General features: G+C 74.7%; 14 protein-coding genes. 8 read left to right on the forward strand and 6 right to left on the reverse strand.

Annotation, left to right across the window (positions count from 1 at the left end; genetic code table 11):
• The first annotated feature begins 228 nt into the window (after positions 1-228).
• The 6 genes from pseB to ABT006_RS14865 all read left to right on the forward strand — a co-directional run bounded on the left by pseB (position 229) and on the right by ABT006_RS14865 (position 7,021).
• Positions 229-1,212 carry a UDP-N-acetylglucosamine 4,6-dehydratase (inverting) gene (pseB, locus tag ABT006_RS14840; protein ID WP_350706545.1) on the forward strand — a complete coding sequence of 328 codons (984 nt, stop codon included), beginning with the start codon at positions 229-231 and terminating at the stop codon, positions 1,210-1,212.
• Entirely contained in the window at positions 1,209-2,366 is a 1,158-nt protein-coding gene (locus ABT006_RS14845) for a DegT/DnrJ/EryC1/StrS family aminotransferase (protein WP_350706547.1), read from the forward strand. Before pseB ends, ABT006_RS14845 begins: the two co-directional genes overlap by 4 nt.
• 9 nt (positions 2,367-2,375) lie before the next feature.
• Positions 2,376-3,218: a hypothetical protein gene (locus ABT006_RS14850; RefSeq protein WP_350685080.1), complete on the forward strand. Its 843-nt coding sequence runs from the start codon at positions 2,376-2,378 to the stop codon at positions 3,216-3,218.
• The gene (locus ABT006_RS14855; RefSeq protein WP_350706549.1) at positions 3,208-5,091 is read left to right on the forward strand and encodes a class I SAM-dependent methyltransferase; all 1,884 of its coding nucleotides are present in this window, start codon (positions 3,208-3,210) and stop codon (positions 5,089-5,091) included. The genes ABT006_RS14850 and ABT006_RS14855 overlap by 11 nt, the downstream gene beginning before the upstream one ends.
• 158 nt (positions 5,092-5,249) lie before the next feature.
• Positions 5,250-5,972 (forward strand): cytidylyltransferase domain-containing protein, encoded by a 723-nt coding sequence (locus tag ABT006_RS14860; protein ID WP_350706699.1) that lies wholly within the window; start codon positions 5,250-5,252, stop codon positions 5,970-5,972.
• The gene (locus tag ABT006_RS14865) at positions 5,969-7,021 is read left to right on the forward strand and encodes a PseG/SpsG family protein (RefSeq protein ID WP_350706701.1); all 1,053 of its coding nucleotides are present in this window, start codon (positions 5,969-5,971) and stop codon (positions 7,019-7,021) included. Before ABT006_RS14860 ends, ABT006_RS14865 begins: the two co-directional genes overlap by 4 nt.
• 31 nt (positions 7,022-7,052) lie before the next feature.
• On the opposite strand, the gene ABT006_RS14870 is transcribed toward ABT006_RS14865, so the two are convergent.
• The 3 genes from ABT006_RS14870 to ABT006_RS14880 are packed head-to-tail and all read right to left on the reverse strand — an operon-like array spanning position 7,053 to position 7,635.
• Positions 7,053-7,226, reverse strand: coding sequence for a hypothetical protein (locus ABT006_RS14870; RefSeq protein WP_350706551.1), 174 nt, complete (start codon positions 7,224-7,226; stop codon positions 7,053-7,055).
• Positions 7,223-7,441 (reverse strand): hypothetical protein, encoded by a 219-nt coding sequence (locus ABT006_RS14875; RefSeq protein WP_350706553.1) that lies wholly within the window; start codon positions 7,439-7,441, stop codon positions 7,223-7,225. The genes ABT006_RS14870 and ABT006_RS14875 overlap by 4 nt, the downstream gene beginning before the upstream one ends.
• The gene (locus tag ABT006_RS14880) at positions 7,438-7,635 is read right to left on the reverse strand and encodes a hypothetical protein (RefSeq protein WP_350706555.1); all 198 of its coding nucleotides are present in this window, start codon (positions 7,633-7,635) and stop codon (positions 7,438-7,440) included. Before ABT006_RS14880 ends, ABT006_RS14875 begins: the two co-directional genes overlap by 4 nt.
• A 264-nt stretch (positions 7,636-7,899) precedes the next feature.
• On the opposite strand from ABT006_RS14880, the gene ABT006_RS14885 reads away from it, so the two are divergent.
• Positions 7,900-9,321, forward strand: coding sequence for a helix-turn-helix domain-containing protein (locus ABT006_RS14885; RefSeq protein WP_350706703.1), 1,422 nt, complete (start codon positions 7,900-7,902; stop codon positions 9,319-9,321).
• On the opposite strand, the gene ABT006_RS14890 is transcribed toward ABT006_RS14885, so the two are convergent.
• From ABT006_RS14890 to ABT006_RS14900, 3 genes are all read right to left on the reverse strand, one after another.
• Positions 9,322-9,888 (reverse strand): NUDIX hydrolase, encoded by a 567-nt coding sequence (locus tag ABT006_RS14890; RefSeq protein ID WP_350706557.1) that lies wholly within the window; start codon positions 9,886-9,888, stop codon positions 9,322-9,324.
• 114 nt (positions 9,889-10,002) lie between these two features.
• Positions 10,003-10,518, reverse strand: a complete 516-nt coding sequence (locus tag ABT006_RS14895; protein ID WP_350706559.1) for an HAD domain-containing protein — start codon at positions 10,516-10,518, stop codon at positions 10,003-10,005.
• A gap of 63 nt (positions 10,519-10,581) precedes the next feature.
• On the reverse strand, positions 10,582-12,543 hold the full coding sequence (locus ABT006_RS14900) for a hypothetical protein (RefSeq protein WP_350706561.1): 1,962 nt from the start codon (positions 12,541-12,543) through the stop codon (positions 10,582-10,584).
• A gap of 166 nt (positions 12,544-12,709) precedes the next feature.
• Between ABT006_RS14900 and ABT006_RS14905 the strand changes: the two genes are divergently transcribed.
• Entirely contained in the window at positions 12,710-13,345 is a 636-nt protein-coding gene (locus tag ABT006_RS14905) for an alpha-ketoglutarate-dependent dioxygenase AlkB (protein WP_350706562.1), read from the forward strand.
• Positions 13,346-13,349: the final 4 nt, after the last annotated feature.

The raw sequence follows: 13,349 nt of genomic DNA on the forward strand, positions 1-13,349 counted from the left end.
TGGTCCGCACGCCTCGACGTGCGGGCCGAGTGTAGCCGAGGCCGAAGGCCCCTCAACCTGGCCCTGAACTGGCGAAAAGTGTTTGCCTGCAAGGTGTTCCGCATTCACTCCAGACGCGGCGACCGTTCACCGAGGGGCGTCGGGGTGTTAACCCGCCGGGTCTAGCGTCTCGATCCGGTCGACCGGGCAAGGTCGCCGCGGAAACAACCACGACCACGGGAGCACCAATTGAGCGAGTTGAATGGGTCTTCCATTCTGATCACCGGCGGAACCGGCTCCTTCGGGAAGACGTTCCTCCGGCACGTCCTCACCGAGGCCGACCCGGCCCGGGTGGTGGTGTTCTCCCGCGACGAACTCAAGCAGTACGAGCTGCGCCAGCAGCTCGGCGACGACCCGCGGCTGCGCTGGTTCATCGGTGACGTCCGGGACCGGCACCGGCTGACCCGCGCGATGCACGGGGTGGACCACGTGGTGCACGCCGCCGCGCTCAAGCAGGTGGACACCGCCGAGTACAACCCGTCGGAGTTCATCGCCACCAACATCACCGGCTCCCAGCACGTCGTGGACGCGGCGATCGAGGCCGGCGTGAAGAAGGTCATCGCCCTCTCCACCGACAAGGCGTCCAGCCCGATCAACCTGTACGGCGCGACGAAGCTGGTCGGCGACAAGCTGTTCGTCTCGGCGAACCACTACGCCGCGCAGCACCCGACCCGGTTCGCGGTCGTCCGCTACGGCAACGTGGTCGGCAGCCGGGGTTCGGTCGTCCCGCTGTTCCGCCGGCTGGCCGCCGAGGGCAAGAGCCTGCCGGTCACCGACAAGCGGATGACCCGGTTCTGGATCACCCTCGACCAGGCGGTCCAGTTCGTCATGGACTCGTTCGACCAGATGCAGGGCGGCGAGCTGTTCGTCCCGCGGATTCCCAGCATGCGCATCCTCGACCTGGTCGAGGCGGTCGCCCCGGAGGCCACCACGCACGAGGTCGGCATCCGCCCCGGCGAGAAGCTGCACGAGGAGATGATCGCGCCGGACGACAGCCGCCGGACCCTGCGTGCGAAGGACCGCTACATCGTGCAGCCGACCATCGCCACCTGGGGCTACCAGCCGCCGGTCGGCTGCGAGCCGGTGCCGGACGGGTTCGCGTACCAGTCGGACAGCAACGACGAGTGGCTCAGCGTGGAGCACCTGCGCGACATGCTCGGCATCGCCGCATGACGGGGCTGCTCCCGTACGGCCGGCAGTCGGTGACCGAGGACGACGTCGCCGCCGTGGTCGCCGCCCTGCGCAGCGACTGGCTCACCACCGGCCCGCAGGTCGACGGGTTCGAGGCCGACCTGGCGGGGTGGACCGGCGGCGCCGGCTGCGCGGCGGTCTCCAACGGCACCGCGGCGCTGCACGTGGCGTACGCGGCGGCCGGGGTCGGCCCCGGCGACGAGGTGGTCGTGCCGCCCATGACGTTCGTGGCGACCGCCAGCAGCGCGGTCGCCCTCGGCGCGAAGATCGTCTTCGCCGACGTCGAGGACGAGACGTTCACCCTCGACCCGGCGGCGGTCGCCGCGGCGACGACCAGCCGGACCCGGGTGGTGTCCGCGGTCGACTACGCCGGCCACCCGGCCGACTACGACGCGCTGCGCGCCGCGACGGCCGGCACGGACGCGCTGCTGCTCGCCGACGCCGCCCACTCCATCGGCGCCACCTACCGGGGGCGGCCGGTCGGCTCGCTGGCCGACCTGACCACGTTCTCGTTCTTCCCGACGAAGAACCTCACCACCGCAGAGGGCGGCGCGGTCGCCGCCACCGACCCGCACCTGCTCAAGCGGGCGCGCCGGTTCCGCAACATCGGCCTGGTCCGGGAACGCGACGAGCAGCGCTGGCCGGACGAGGGCGGCTGGCACCAGGAGGTGCACGAGTTCGGGCTGAACTACCGGCTGCCCGACGTGCTCTGCGCGCTGGGCCGCAGCCAGTTGCGCCGGCTGGGGGACTTCCTGGCCCGCCGGGCCCGCCTGGTCGCCCGCTACGACGAGGCGCTGGCCGACCTGCCCGGCGTGCTGACCCCGGGCCGGCGGTCCTGGGCCGCCCCGGCGTGGCACCTCTACCCGATCCGGGTGCTCGACGGGCGCCGCCGCGAGGTGTACGACCGGATGCGCGCCGCCGGCATCGGGGTGCAGGTCAACTACATCCCCGTGCACTGGCACCCGGCCTTCGCCGACCTGGGCTACCGGCGCGGATCCTGCCCGGTGGCCGAGTCGTTCTACGAGCAGCAGCTGTCCCTGCCGCTGTTCCCGGACCTCACCGAGGCCGACCAGGACCGCGTCATCGACGCCCTCGGCACGGCGCTGCGCGCCGCCACGGCGCGTTCCGCCGCCTGAGGGGACCCGATGCACCACGCGAACCACTTCTACGGCCACGCCCACGTGCTGGCCCGCTACGCCGGGCTGGGCGACGGCCATCCGCCCCGGATCAACGGGTACGTCCAGCACGGCTGGAACATCGGCGACGGCCTCGCCCCCGGCCACCCGTACGCCGAGCGGACCCCGAGCCTGCTGTGGTCGGAGCAGACCCGGCGGCGGGCCTGGTCGGTGGGGCGGCGCAACGTGACCGTCATCGGGGCGCCCTTCGCGTACCTGCTGGCCATGCGGCCGGAGGACCCGCCGGAGTCGGAGCGGGAGGGCACCATCTGGTACCCGTTCCACGGCTGGGAGGGTCAGCACGTGCGGGGCGACCACCGGGAGCTGATCGCCCGCATCCGGGACACCGAGCCCGGCCCGGTCACCGTCTGCCTCTACTGGCACGAGTACGGCATGCGCCGGGTGCGCCGGCTCTACGAGAACGCCGGCTTCCGGGTGATCTGCCACGGCTACCGCGGCCACTGGTGGAAGGACACCGACCCGCTCTTCCTCGACAAGCAGCTCACCGAGCTGCGCCGGCACCGGCGGGTGGCGTCGAACCGGCTGACCAGCGCCATCTTCTACGGCATCGCCGCCGGCTGCGAGCCGGCCGTGTACGGCGACCCGATGGTGCTCGCGGACGAGGACCCCACCTTCGGCGGGACCGCCCGGATCCGCCGCCAGTGGCCGGAGCTGCACGGCGAACAGGTGGACCTGCCCACCGCCGTCTCGATCGCCCGCGCCGAGCTGGGCACCGACCACCGCTGCACGCCGGCCGAGCTGCGCGAGCTGCTCGGGTGGGCGAACCTCCAGGAGGAGAAGAGTGACGACTGAGACGGCGCCGCGGATCGCGCTGCCGGGCGGGGAGATGCTGGCCTGGTCCGACCTGCCGGCGGAGCGCCTGGCCGAGGGCGGGCCGCTGGCGGCGCTGGCCGCCCGCGTGGTGCCCGCCGGCGCGCGGGTGCTGCTGGCCGGGCCGCACGACCCCGCGCTGCTCGACCGGCTGGCACACGCCGAGGTGACCTGCCTGCTGCGCAGCCACCCCGACGGGGTCGCCCTCGCCGAGCGCGCCGCGCAGGTCGTGGTGGCCGGCCCGGCCGGGCTGCCGGCGGGCGAGCGGTTCGACGTGGTGATCGCCGGCGCCGGCTTGGACGCGGTCGAGTCGGTGGAGGGGACGCGGCTCGGCTGGGCCGGCGTGCTCGACCGGCTGACGGCGGCGCTGCGCCCCGGCGGCGTGCTGCTGCTGCGCCTGGACAACCCGCTCGGCCTGCACCGGCTCGTCGCCACCTCTCCCTGGTACGCCGGGCGGGACGACTCCGCCTGGGTGATCGGCGGGGTGCTCGACGCGGACCGCCCGGCCAACCTGGAGCAGTTGCGCGGGCGGCTGGGTGCCCGGGGGCTGCGCGCGGCCGCCTGCTTCGCCGCGTACCCGCACCCGGCGACACCGACCGTGCTGGTCGACACGGGCGCGCTGGCCCGGCGGACCACGTCCGGGTTCCTCGACGCGGCGCTGCACGGCGCGTGCTCCCGCGCCGTCGCCCGGGACACGGTGCTCCAGGACCCGGCCCGGCTCGCGGTCGACGCGCTGCACGCCGGCCGGGCGGGCGAGCTGGCGCCGGCCTGGCTGGTGCTCGCCCACAAGTCCGACGACCCGGCCGGCGCGGACCCGGCCGGCGCGGACCCGGCCGCCACAGGCCCGGCCGGCGCGGACCCGGCTGTTGCCGACCCGGCCGCCCGGGGGCGCGCCGACCTGCCCGTGGCGCTGGTGCAGACCGGGCCGCCCGGGGCCGGCATGGTCGAGGTGGTCGACGGCCCGGACGGCTGGCGGTGGCGGGCCGCCAAGGCGGAGACCCGGGGCGGGCCGGCGGCGGCGCCGTTCGCCAGCCGGCTGGCCGCGTACCGCGACCCGGGGGCGCTCACCGGGCCGGTGCCGGACGGGCGCCTGCTGCGCACCCTGCTGCTCGACGGCTGCCTGCGGCGGGACACGGACGCGCTGCGCCGGCTCCTGCGCGGGTACGCGCGCTGGCTCGCCGGGCAGGTCGACGCCGACGGCCGGCTCGCCGGCCCGTTCGGGCTGGCCAGCGTGGACAACGTCGTCGTGGCCGGGGACGCCTACGCGGTGCTCGACCCGAGCTGGCGGGCCGCCGAGCCACTCGCCGTCGACGTGGTGCTCGCCCGGAGCCTGTGGCGCTTCGCCGCCGAGCTGCTCACCGGCGGGTACGCCCACCCGTGGACGTCCACGCTGGACGTGGCGGGCCTGACCGTGGTGCTCGGCGGCGTCGCCGGCCACGACCTGGACCGGCCGACCGTCGCCGCGGCCGTGGAGGCCGAGGCGGCGATCGCCGCCGCCCTGCACGGGCTGGACGCCGACGGGCGCGTCGCCCTCGCCACCGAGCTGCGGGCCGTCGAGCCGACCGACCCACCGCTCGGCAGTCGCAGCTACCAGCAGTTGCGGGAGGCGTGGCTGCGCCAGCGCGAGGAACTGACCCGGCTGGCCGCGCTGCTCAAGTGGACCGAGGAACTGCTCACCTCGCGGGAGCGGGCGCTGCGCCGCGCCGACGCGACGATCCACCTGCTCAGCGGCTCGCTCAGCTACCGGGTGGGCCGGCTGGCCATCGCGCCGGCGCGGATCGCGAAGCGGGGCGCCCGGGCGGCCAAGCGCCGGGCCCGGCAGGCCCTCGCCCCGAAGCCGGAGGAGAATCAGTGACCGACACAGCGACCGCCGGCACCCCGACGGCGCCCGGCCCGACCGGCACCGTTTCCCGGTCGACGGCGGGCGAGACCGACACCGGGCACCGGCGGGCACCCGAACCGGCAGGAGCCCTCCAGCCACCCGAGGCGGCCGCGACCGGCACCGGCCCGCGGATCGTGGGCGTCGTACAGGCCCGGATGGGCTCGTCCCGGCTGCCCGGCAAGGTACTCCGGCCGCTCGCCGGGCGCAGCGTCCTCGGCCGGGTGGTGCGGGCCGCGCGGGAGAGCGGCGTCCTCGCCGACCTGGTGGTCGCCACCAGCACCGAGCCCGCCGACGACGCGGTGGTGGCCGAGTGCGACCGGCTGGGCGTGGCGTGGCACCGGGGCCCCGTCGACGACGTGCTCACCCGCTTCGTCGGCGCGCTGGACGGCCACCCGGGCGACGCGGTGATGCGCTTCACCGCCGACTGCCCGCTGCTCGACCCCGAGATCATCACGCTGGTCGCGGCGGTCTGGCGCGCGGTGCCCGGGCTCGACTACGCCAGCACGTCCATCGCCCGCACCCTCCCCCGGGGCCTGGACGTCGAAATCGTCCGGGCGGACACGCTGCGGACGCTGGACCGGCTCGCCACCGACCACCACCGGGTGCACGTGACCTCGTACGCGTACTCCCGTCCGGAGCTGTTCCGGGTGCTCGGGGTGACGCTCACCCCGGACCGGTCGGACCTGCGGCTCACGCTCGACACCGAGGCCGACTGGACCCTGGTGCGGGCGGTGGCCGACCATTTCGGGGACGTCAGCGTGCCGCTGGCCAAGCTCGCCGACTGGCTCGACGGGCAACCGGCGCTGCGCGCCGTCAACGCCGGCGTACGACAGAAACGGCTGGAGGAGTCCTGAGCACCGTACGCGTCGGACTGCGCTGCGACGCCGGGCCGCGGCGCGGCGTCGGGCACCTGGTCCGCTGCCTCGCCCTCGCCGAGGAGTTCCTCGCCCGGGGGGCCTCGGTCGAGATGTTCGGCACCGTCGAGCGGGTCGGCTGGGCGGGCGCGCAACTGGCCGCCCGCGGCATCCCGCTGCACCCCGGCCCGGAGACCCCGCAGGAACTGGTGGCGACCGCGCGCCGGCACGCGCTGGACGTCATGGTGCTCGACTCCTACGAACTGGACCCGACCGGGGCGGGCGCGCTGCGGGAGGCGGGCGTGCTGACCCTGGCCGTCGTCGACGGCGACACCCGGGGGCAGGACGCCGACCTCTACCTGGACCAGAACTTCGGCGCGGCGACCGTGGCGCCGGCCGGCCGGCTGCTCGCCGGCACCGCGTACGCCCTGCTGCGGGACTCGGTGGTGGCCGCCCGGCCGGCGGCGCCCCGGCCCGCGACGGCGGTGGGCCGGCCGCGGGTGCTGGCGTTCTTCGGCGGCACCGACGCGGTCGGGGCGGCCCCGGTGCTGACCCGGGTGCTGCTGGCCACCGGGCACCCGATGGACCTCACCGTCGTGGTCGGCCGCCCCGAGGTGGAGGCGGAACTGGCGGCGGTGCCGCCGGGGCGGGGACAGTCGCTGCGCCCGGTGCCGCCCACCGACGAGCTGCCCGCGCTGATCGGCGCGGCGGACCTGGTGGTCAGCGCGGCCGGCACGTCGACCTGGGAGCTGTGCTGCCTCGGCGCGCCGTCCGCGCTGGTCTGCGTCGTGGACAACCAGCGGGAGTCGTACCAGCGGGTGGTTGCGCACGGTCTCGTCGCCGGCCTCGGCGAGCTGCCGGAGCTGGCCGCCGCCGGGGTACCGGGGCGGGCGGCGCGGGCCGCCGCCGCCCGCACCCTCACCGGGCTGCTCGCCTCCCCGGAGCGCCGCGCCGCACTCTCCGCCCGCGCCTGGTCCACCGTGGACGGCCTGGGCCGGGGCCGGGTGGCCGACGCGGTGCTCGCCGCCCTCGCCGCCACGCCGGCCTGATCCCGGAGGGGAGCTGCCGGCGCTGCTGGGATCAGACGAGGCGTTGGATGCGCACCTTCGGTTGCTCGTTCCTCAGGTGGCCCAGTTTGTGCTGGCGGACCTGCTCGTCCCACACCTCCTGGTCGTAGTCCGGGTCCGGCGGGATCCACCGGTGGGAGCCGTCGCTGTAGTGGAACTTCTCGTCGCCGGCCCGCAGGATGCTCACCGGGTCCAGCCGAGGAAGCGTCGGTGCAGGGTGCCGGCCGGAGCCCAGGTCAGATCCTCGGCGGCGCGGACGAACTGCGCCCCCATGTACAGCGCCAGTGACATCGGGGCGTCCGCGAACTCCGCTCGCAACTCCTGTCGGCGGGTCCGGCAGGGCCAGGGAGCCCCGCACCCGCCGCAGCTCCAGATCGGCAGCACCGGGCCGTGGGTGGTCATCGTGGACCACCGAGCAGGGGTACGTAGTGCGCCCGCTTCTGGATCCAGTGCTGTCGCTCGGGGCAGGGGTGGGGTCGGCCGCACCGGCACAAGCCCAGCCCTACCTCGTCGTGATGGCTGAGGATCACGTCGGCGGTCTCGACCTGGGCCTTGGCGTACTCGATCAGGGCCTTCGAGCCGTGGGTGGCGCCCATCGTCACCCCGCCACGCGTCTGTGGTGGCGGGTGGTGGTCTTCCCGCGATGCACGGGACCCGCGCCACGGCAGCCGTGGCGTGGCTCGACCGGCGGGCTTTCGGCGTCGAGGAACATGTCCGCGACGATGCCGCCGGCCGTGGCCCGGCGGCCATGTCGGCTGGCCATGTCACGGTGACATGAGCGGGCTCGACCTGCACGGACACCGGCCCTAAGCTCCTGGCCGAGCACCATGGGTAGTCACGTGACGACGCTGGGGGCCGCTGTGCTGCGCGATCACCTTCGGATTCCCGACGACCTCTGGTCGCACCAGGACACGCGCGCCGCATTGCAAGGCCGCGACATCGGCACTCTGTTCCGGCTGATCGCCCGGCACACCGGGGCGAGCCAGACTCGCATCGGCGCCGCCGTCGGCCTCGAACAGGGCTACGTCAGCCGGATCATCGCCGGGCGGAAGGTGACCTCCATCGACGTGCTGGAGCGGATCGCCGACGGTTGCGGCATGCCCGACGAGGCCCGGATGACGCTCGGCCTCGCGCCCCGCCGACATGCATGTCACCGGGACATGGCCGTCCGCCCCGACAGCCGACAGAGTGACGTGCCGGTCAACCGGTCCTGGCGCGAGGACGTCCGCGCCGCCGTACAGCTATGGGAAGGCGACGTGAACCGTCGAGACATGCTCCGTCAGACAGTGTTCAGCTCCGCCGGCTACACCCTGCCGGCCCTACGCTGGTTCACCGCCCCAACCCCACGACCCGTCGCACAGGAAGGCCGGCGAACGGTCGGTCAACCCGACATCGACACCATCCGGGAGATGGCCACCACCTACCGGCGACTCGACAACCAGTACGGCGGCGGCCACGCCCGCGACACCGTTGCCCGCTACCTCAACCACGAGGTGACGCCCCTGGTGACCGAGGGCCGCTACGACCCGGCGACCGGCCGCAGGCTGCTCGCCGCCGTCGCCGAGCTGACCCAGCTCGCCGGCTGGCAGGCGTACGACATGGCCGAACACGGCATCGCCCAGCGCTACCTCACCCACGCCCTCGACCTCGCCCGCGCAGCCGACGACGCCGGCCTGGGTGCCGAGATCCTCGCCGCGATGAGTCACCAAGCCACCTACCTCGGCCACACCAGCACCGGCGTCGACCTCGCCCGGGCCGCCCGACAGACGGCACACCGCGCCAGCCTCACCGTGCTGACCGCCGAGGCACTGGTCATGGAAGCCCACGCCCACGCCGCAGCCCGCGACGAACGCGCCTGCGCCACCGCACTGCACCAGGCAGAACAAGCCCTCGACCGAGCCGACCGCAGCAGCGACCCACAATGGCTCGGCTACTTCGACGAGGCGTACCTGTCCGCCAAGTTCGGCCACTGCTTCCAGGCCCTCGGTCAACACCACCAGGCCGAACGCTTCGCCGCCCGATCCCTGCACATGGACGAACGCTACGTACGCGGCAAAGCCTTCAACCTCGCCCTTCTCGCCACCATCCACGCCCGCCACGGCGAGCCCGAACGCGCCAGCGCCATCGGAGCCGAAGCCCTCACCCTGACCTCGCAACTACGGTCAGCCCGGGCCGTCCGCTACCTACGCGACCTGCAAGCCCAGCTCACGGCGCACCGCCGCCGGCCAGCCGTACGACACTTCATCACCCGCGTCGACGCGGCCCTCGGCCAACGCCGCTGACTACAGCTCGCGCCGGGCCTTGCGCGCGACCAGCTCCAACACCGCGATCACCGTGCCGGCGCCCACGATCTCACCCCGGGACACCAGATCCCGGGCCTCCTCCAACGGAATCCACGCCACCCGCTCGGCCTCGTTGACATCCACCGGAGCGCCGATGTGCTCCGCGCCGCGGGCGAGGAACAGCAGGTTCTCCGCGTCCGCGGTCGCCACCCACGGCTGGAACGACAGCAACGGTTCCACGGCAGCCGGACGCCAACCGGTCTCCTCCTCGACCTCCCGGACCGCGCACTCCGCCGGCTGCTCCTCGTCATCGACGTAGCCACCGGGCAGCTCCCACACCCACCGGTCGAACACGAACCGATGCCGCCGCATCAGCAACAGGCGCTCCTGCTCGTCGAGGACGGCGACCATCGCCGACCGGGGCGCCCGAATCACGTACTGCTCGAACCTGACACCGTCCGGAAGTTCCACGTCAGCGACGCTCAACCGCGCCCGCCGGCTGCCGTCCACAACCCGCTCGCCATGAATCGTCCACCGGGTCAACTCGGTAACCTGCTCCTCCGCCACCCGACCAGTATCCGGTTCTGTGCAGGTTGTCCGGCCTCGTCCGTCCGGGTCCCGGCCTCGGGGCAATTGACCGCACCCATCTGACGTGGGTCTCCTCGTCCGGGCCAGTTGGTGTCAGTGCTGCTGTCTTCGGCCCGGGAAATCAGTCGGATTCGGCAAGCCCTGCGACCAGACGAGCAGCCGACGGACCACAGCCAGGCTCAGCCCCTCGGCAGGATCGATATCGACAAGAAGGGTGGGTGCCTCGCGGGCTTCGGCCCATGCCCGCGCCTCCGTCGTCAGCGCGTCATCAATCCAGGCCACCGGACGTGAGCCGACGTACGCGGCCACGGCGGGCACCTTCTCGCGCGGTTCGAACGGGCCCGACGGAAGGCTGATGACCGGCAGTTGCGGAAGACGCAGTACCGGCGCGAGGAGCCGGTTCGCTTCCGCGCCCCACCCGGTGGCCCACACCATCTCGAACCGTTCGCCCAGCTCTCGGAGCCAATCCGCGTGAGCTGGGCACAGCCGTACCGGAGCCTCCCCCGGAAAGAACTGGAACTCCTGGTAGCTGACCGGACACCGGTCTCCCGCGAACGGATTCAGGACACCGTCCACATCCAGCAGAAGCAACGGGAGGTCGCGCGCCACGGCGCCCAGGATACGGAGTCGGGCGTGCCGGTCGGCCTCAAGCGGTGCGGAAAGGCGACGCCGTCAGGGCAGCAGGTCGAGGGTGACCCGGGAGCGCAGTTCCGGGCGCTCGGCCAGGAGCCGCTCGACGACCGCCGCGGCCTCCGGGCCGGTGGCGAGGAAGCGGATCGGCCGCCGTTCCTGCTCGACCAGGGCCGCCGAGCGGGCCGGCTCGGACAGCGGCAGGTTGTAGAACGCGGGCGCGGAGGCGCCGTGGGTGCCCTGGAGGGTGGCGAGGAAGAGCGTCTCCAGGTAGCCCTCCCGCCGGTGCTCGCTGACCACGACCGTGACCTCGCCGTCGCGTACCGGCGCGTGGGCCAGCGCGCGCATGGTCACGTCGGCCTGCCTCGGCCGGTCCAGCAGGCCCGACCACCAGGCCGCCGCCCAGGTGGTGGTCCGGGCGCCGAACGGCTGGGCGAAGATCCCGCCGCCGCGCGCCACGCCGGCCACTCCGGCCGTCGCCGCCACCAGCGACAGCGCGACGAGCGCCCGGGCGACCGCGCCGGACCGGCCCGGGTGCCGCCGCGCGCGCCACGGCACCGGCCGCAGCAGGAACACCGCGCCCACCCCGACGAACAGGACCACCAGCAGCAGGTGCAGGGTCTTGCCGTAGTAGTAACGCGGGTCGGTGCCCTGCACAGCGAACCAGGCACGGAAGCCGGCCGCGAAGACCAGCGCCACGGCCAGGGCGCCCGCGTACCGGCGCCACACCGGTAGCCGCAGGCCGCCGGCGAGCAGACCCGCGGCGACCACGCCGGTCAGCGCCAGGTAGGCGTCGTAGCGCGGGAAGACGCCGCCACCGGTGGCGGCGTTGTCGACCTGGTCGGTGAAGAGCAGGCCCGCCACGCTCGGCAGCGGCGTGAGCACGGCCGTGGCCAGGGCCACCACGCCGGCCAGCCAGGGCCGCCGGCGCACCGCCCGCCGGTGCCGGACCAGCCAGGCCAGCACCAGCGCCCCGACCAGCGGCAGGAACATCAGGTACGCGAACCCCACCCCGACGCAGAGCGCCCCGAGCAGGCAGAGTTGGGTGCCGGTGCGGGCCACCGGGCGGCACACCAGCGCGACCAGGATCGCGGTCAGCGCCAGGCCGAGGCTCTCCCCCGGGTAGCCGTACACCACGAAACGGGCCAGCTCCGAGCCCAGGGCGAGCGCGGTGACCGCGCCGGCCAGGGCGGCGGCGCGCAGCGGGTCGAGCAGTCGGCCGGCGATCCGCGCGGCGGCCCAGAGCACCGCGAGCACCAGCAGGGCGTACGCGGCCAGCGACCAGCCGAGGTAGTGGTCCAGGGTGCTCGTCGCCGAGCCGGGCGCGGTCGAGGAACGCAGGAAGCCGTCCAGCAGCGCGGCCGTCACGTGGAAGCCCTGCGGATACCAGACCATCGCCTCGGGTGCGATCCGGGCCGCGCCGTCCGGGTCGCTGAACAGGTAGCCGCCGACCGCCCGGATGCCCTCCACGGCGGCCAGGTGCCGGCTGTTGTCCTCGCCCGTCATCGCGTACGCGAGCCGGCCGGCCAGTCCGTCGGCGCGCAGGTAGGGCCAGGCCAGGGCCAGGGTCGCCAACGCCGCCGCGACGACCGGCGCCGCGTCGGCCGCCACCGGGCGGGGCAGGCGCGGCCGGACCCCGGTGACCAGGGCGAGGCCGAGCAGCGCGGTCAGCGCCGTGCCGGCCACCGGGACCGGGTGCAGGCCCCACGGCCAGACCGAGAAGAGCAGGGCGGCGGCGCAGAGCGCCCCGAGCAGCAGCGCCGCCGCCAGCACCACCCGGTCCAGCAGGGTGCGCCCGACCCGCAGCAGCGCGGCCGTCAGCACGAGCACGAGCGGCGGGAGCACGGCGGCCACGCCCAGCGCGTACGCCAGCACCGGGACGACCCAGGCGGCGGCGAGCCAACCGACGGCGACCGCGGCTCGGCGGGCCGGGCGGACAGGGGTCGCCTGCGGCGGGGCCGCCGGGCGCGGCGCCACCGGCACGCGGGTGGAACTGCTCTGCACTGGTCGTCTCCTCGGCGCGCGGCCCGCCCGGGCCCGGACGGAGCCGCCTCACGGTAGGGGCGGCCCGCCGACGCCGGGCGACGCCGACGTGTGCGCCAGGTGACGGGCGGGCGACGAGATCCCCCGTGTCGTACACCTGTGCCAACCGGGCCGGTACGCTGGGCGGATGACCGGGGCCGCGTACCAGCCGTCGATGCTGGACCTGACCGACGCGGGGCCGTCGCTGGGGCCGCTGGCCGGCCGGCTGCGCCGGCACCCGCTCGCCCGGGGCGCGTGGGTCGACCACCTTCCCGGCTGGGTCGCCGGCTCCGACCAGGTCTTCGACACGCTGCTGCGGGACGTGCCGTGGCGGGCCGAGCGCCGCACGATGTACGACGCCGAGGTCGACGTGCCGCGGCTGCTCTGCTGGTATTCCGGCCACCGGCCGCTGCCGCACCCGCTGCTCACGCAGGCGCGCGCCGCGCTCACCCGGCACTACGCCCCCGAACTCGGCGAGCCCTTCGTCACCGCCGGCATGTGCCTCTACCGCTCCGGCCGGGACAGCGTCGCCTGGCACGGCGACACCCAGGGCCGCTCCGCGCACACCGACACGATGGTCGCCATCGTCTCGTTCGGCTCGCCGCGCACGCTGCTGCTGCGGCCCCGGGGCGGCGGCGACAGCCTGCGCTTCCCGCTCGGGCACGGCGACCTCGTCGTGATGGGCGGCTCCTGCCAGCGCACCTGGGAGCACGCGGTACCGAAGACGGCCCGCCCCGTCGGGCCCCGGGTCAGCGTCCAGTTTCGACCCGCCGGCGTCGCCTGAGCCG

Source organism: Micromonospora sp. NPDC002717 (assembly GCF_040295705.1).
Taxonomy (GTDB): domain Bacteria; phylum Actinomycetota; class Actinomycetes; order Mycobacteriales; family Micromonosporaceae; genus Micromonospora.